Source organism: Moorena sp. SIO3H5 (assembly GCF_010692395.1).
Taxonomy (GTDB): domain Bacteria; phylum Cyanobacteriota; class Cyanobacteriia; order Cyanobacteriales; family Coleofasciculaceae; genus Moorena.
On record NZ_JAAHHS010000524.1, the window covers coordinates 1 to 4505 of the forward strand.

The window sequence follows — 4505 nt, forward strand, 5'->3', positions numbered from 1 at the left end:
TTTTTTTTTTGTTTTACGGGAGCTTCAATTTTTTCGATTGTGACTCCTGCCACTATCTGTCCGATCAGTTGCTTTAGGCCAAACTTAATAGCGTTAGTTAGTTGAGGGTCATCCTCCATATACTCTTCATTGTCAATATTTTTGATCTCGTTATTATAAGCAGAGCTAACGGAATTTATCGCAGGTCTATGGGATGAAACTTGCTGACCATTAGGTAATCCCCAGTTAGTTTGACACCATTTCAGAACACTTCTTGCTGTTGGTCGTTGTTTCCCCAATTCTTTAAGTGTTTCTTCGCTAAAGGGATAAACTCGCTGAGGAGGAGTTAGTTTATTGTCAGCATAAAACCCTTTTAACCGTAGGGAAACTAGATCAATGATCTGCTCAGAATTGAGATAATTCAACTCAACTACTCGCTCGCCTATTCTGTCAACAACTGCATCATCCAAAGGTAATGCTCTGATTTGATGTGTCCAAGTGTCAGGATACATAGCAGTCAGAAGCACACCTCGTTTAATGCTACTGTATAAATCTGTTGCTAAGCTGGCAATAACTTGTGCTCTAGTAAACCCTATATCATTACATTCTATACCATCTAATTGATCAAAACATACCACCAAAGGACTGTAATCACTAATTAGGTCTAAAATCTGACAAGTTAGATCGAAAGCCTCTTTTTCATCTTCTGAATCATTGGGTAACTCCATTTCATCAGCTTTTTTCTGGGATAAACTTTTTCCAGACAGCCAGTTTATAGCATAAGGTGCATGCTGCTTTGATAATGTCCATAAAATAGCTCTAAGCAGATCCGGATTATCGATGTCGGTCTTAATTTCAAGAACTTTATTAGTCAGTTGATCAATTACCTTGGTATTCTTAGCCAAGACATTGGGAAATACATCGACTAACTGCTGAGATGTGTAAGGTTTTTTCATCACCTCATTGGCTAAAGCAGTCCCTAACTCTTGCCACTGAGTCACCCCCTGGCTACCAACTTCCTTGAGACTTAATGCCAGGGTCTTCAAAAATTCCGGCTTTATCCGATTAAGGTCATTGTAATCAGTCATGTAGACAAACCAAGCACCACCATTAGCTTGAAGTTGATGGCGAACTCTACTGAGCAAATGAGTTTTTCCTAACCCTTTTTCCGCCTTAATAGTAATACCAATAACCTGAATATCCCCGGTACGAACTTGCTTTACTGCCTCAAAAACTGCTTCGGAGGCATGAGCATTGATAGAACCAACGTCAGGAAATGCTTCTTTCCATACATTTTGCTTTTTGACAACTAGCTCTTTGTTAAAAGGGTTTTCTTTTTTGATGGCATTATGGAGTTCTTCAAGGGGAGAGGAACTATTAGTCATGGTTGTTCAAGGGGAGAGGAACTATTAGTCATGATAAACTGTTAGTCATTTTGGTGTGAGGAAACGCTACAAACAGTCAACAGAGATTTAGGGCAATAACCAGACCAGCCTAGGATTATAGCCGCTTAGCATAGCAGCGTAATCCATTCACTTCTGTTGTGATAGAATCTTCGATTTGGGATGGATCGCTATCGGGTAAGCTACCACCTTGGAGTTGAAAAATCTCCTTAGCTTGCATCTCCAACAACCACTCATTGAACTGGGAACGACTGACACTATCCCCAATTTCCCGTCTAATCCGATAAATCGGTACAAGGTCATCAAGGTTATAGTCCTGATTCAGCTTGTCGTAAACCTCCAAGACTACCGACTTAAAGGTTTCATAAGAATCGATCGCATTTTCCCCAGTTTGTCCAGCATCAGCCCCTGGGTCAAGGACCTTAGCCACTGAGCTTCTCTCTCGAATCCAATTTAGAACAGCCTTGACATCCTTAGCTCTGACCAGACTACCATCAAACTGAAAATCAGCGCTTTTGATGCCAGAATCTAGCACTTGCAAGCCTTCCTCGGTCAAAAACACATACTCGATTCGGGCTTTTTTTGTTTTCTTGATCGTCCCATCTGTTTCCAATGTTTTAAAGATGTCAGTATAATCACCAGACCTCTCATTATTCAGTTTTACTGTATCACTTAAGTCTTTTCTTTTCACCTCCTGCTTTGATCCCCCTAGATCCCACAAGTGTAGTAGCAGACGAGTTGTAGCTTGGGCTGGGGTACCTCGTAACCCTTTCTTATTTTCTTTCTTCTTTTCTGCTTCAGGGTTTGTTGACATTTCCGTTTGTTCTGTTTGTTCTACTGTTGACATTTCCGTTTGTTCTGTTTGTTCTACTGTTGACATTTCCATGTGTTCTAGGTATTTTGTTCTAGTATTTACGTAGATCAGATTATGGCTTGTCACCTCTCTATCCAGTGATAGCCTAACCAATAGTATGATGCCAATTCGGCACGATTTAGTGAGAAGCTGTAAATTTTTATGGCTACCCTAGCCTAAGGCCAGCCAAATTAAGCGTCTACCTTTGTATAGCTCTAAAATGACATTTTCAGGACATTTTGAGGGCTAAAAGTAATAGCTAAGTTAATCACAGGTTCGCAATCACAATTCCCCATGGTATTGCCCCTTGGGGTGCATCGGAATTGCGAAATCCTACTCACTTGCCTCTAAAATCAGAATTTCCAAACTATCCAGTCTTTCCCCCCAAAAAGCGATCGCATTTACTGGGACAATCTCAAATTCTGGCAGCTTGAGTAGAGCAAGGTAGTCGAGTCTCGATATTATATCACTTCTGTTCAGTCTAGGTTGCTTTCAACTATTATTTCTGTGCTATTTCTGTGTCCCATGTGCTGCATCTGCTCACTCTGCCGTGATCGGATCACACTTCTGTAACTAAATAGGTTTGAGCCAAATCAGCTGGACTCATGGACTCATAAGGTTCAAAAGGCTGATGAATCCAAGGATTATCTGGCAAATAATCCACATAGTAATCAGGAGCAATCCCAGAACAGGCTTTATACCAGATCACAGCAGTACGAATCTCCTCAATTTCTGTACCATAATGACTATAAAGCCATTTAATCCCCTCTCGTAGACTAATACCAGAATCCACTAAATCATCTACCAACAGGATCCGATTACCTAATTTTGCCGTCGTCATGGCTAGGTGGCTCGAAAACGTTATCGGTCCTCGGATCCGATTGTCTGGTCCAGTATAGGAAGTAGCAGACAGAATCCCTAAGGGCTGATTGTAAATGCGGCAGAGGATATCACCAACCCGTAATCCGCCCTTAGCGATACAGACAATCTGGTTGAAATCCCAATCGGCTTGATAGAGTTTCACAGCTAGCCGTTCGATTTTTTCATAGTATTCTGACCAGGAGACGTAAATTTCTGACATAGTTCGCACAATTGATATTGGTTAGGTATTGCTCAGGGAATCGACCATTAGCAAAAGTCTAAAACTATTCGATCATTACCAGTCGTTGTTCCCAATTTCCCAAGTTCCCTACTTCTAAAAGAATTCTAATGTTAGAAATGGCTTGTGAGTGATTCGTTTTGCTAAAAAAATTCCTATCACCACATTGACGAGCTTTATTATCTTATCGGTTATGAGTGATGTTTCTAGTTCTGATGCCAGTAATCGTCCCGAAGTCTCTGGTGGACTCGAAAAGCTTAACTTTACCACCAAACTAGCTTATGGTGCTGGAGATATGGGTCCAGCCATGACCGCCAATCTCTTAGTCTTTTACCTCCTGCCATTTTTAACCAATGTGGCTGGTTTACCAGCCGGTTTGGCAGGGAGCATTCTGATGATTGGCAAAATTTCCGATGCCATCAATGATCCCATGGTTGGGATTATGAGCGATCGCACTCGTTCTAGTTGGGGGCGTCGCATTCCCTGGATACTGTCTGGGGCAATTCCCTTTGGTGTTCTGTTTTTCTTACAGTGGATTGTCCCACACTTCAGCAATAACAATACCATTAATAACTGGTTATTGTTTAGCTACTACCTTCTGATTGCTATTCTCTTCAACATTGCCTACACTGCAGTTAACCTACCCTACACCGCCCTCACCCCAGAACTCACCCAAGACTACAACGAACGCACTAGCCTCAACAGCTTTCGCTTTACCTTTTCCATCGGTGGCAGCATCCTAACCTTAATTCTAGGGGGATTAATTTTTAGTGCCTATGCCGGTGATAGTGGTAAGCAATATCTAGTGCTAGGGTTAGTTACCACCTTGCTGGCAGTGCTACCAATATTGTGGTGTGTGCTGGGCATCCAAGAACGAGGTGCACAGCCTATATTGAGAACTCAGCAGAAAAAGACTCTAGGAACTCTGCTCACCCTAATTGGACCTATATCATTTTTGTATGGCATTGCCCGGATTATCCCAGTGACTGCCAAATTATTGGGTACGACTGGCAACCCTGATATTACTGGTATCTTTCTGAGTCTTCTTGGTTTACTAATTACTGTCTTTGGTATAACTCTGATATTTTCTACCCCAGAACCCCACCTGAAAGATAGCTCTGCTTTCACAGAGCACTCTGAAGCTGACACTTCAGCCTCCTTATCCTTTTTT

General features: G+C 41.8%; 4 protein-coding genes. 1 reads left to right on the forward strand and 3 read right to left on the reverse strand.

Annotated elements, in window-relative coordinates; all coding sequences use genetic code 11:
* The 3 genes from F6K52_RS32770 to F6K52_RS32780 all read right to left on the reverse strand — a co-directional run.
* The coding region (locus F6K52_RS32770) for a hypothetical protein (protein ID WP_293088731.1) at window positions 1-1364 on the reverse strand (1364 nt) is incomplete at its 3' end.
* A 115-nt stretch (window positions 1365-1479) separates the two neighbouring features.
* Window positions 1480-2262, reverse strand: a complete 783-nt coding sequence (locus F6K52_RS32775) for a hypothetical protein (RefSeq protein WP_293088733.1) — start codon at window positions 2260-2262, stop codon at window positions 1480-1482.
* Window positions 2263-2794: 532 nt separating this feature from the next.
* Window positions 2795-3316: a phosphoribosyltransferase family protein gene (locus tag F6K52_RS32780; protein WP_293088735.1), complete on the reverse strand. Its 522-nt coding sequence runs from the start codon at window positions 3314-3316 to the stop codon at window positions 2795-2797.
* Between the two features lie 211 nt (window positions 3317-3527).
* On the opposite strand from F6K52_RS32780, the gene F6K52_RS32785 reads away from it, so the two are divergent.
* Window positions 3528-4505 (forward strand): MFS transporter (locus tag F6K52_RS32785; protein WP_293088737.1); only part of this gene is annotated, 978 nt, incomplete at its 3' end.

What these genes read in the sequence shown, in the direction of transcription:
- F6K52_RS32775 (WP_293088733.1), bottom strand. Translation starts at nt 2,262, where the DNA reads ATGTCAACAGTAGAACAAACAGAACAAACGGAAATGTCAACAGTAGAA.
- F6K52_RS32780 (WP_293088735.1), bottom strand. Translation starts at nt 3,316, where the DNA reads ATGTCAGAAATTTACGTCTCCTGGTCAGAATACTATGAAAAAATCGAA.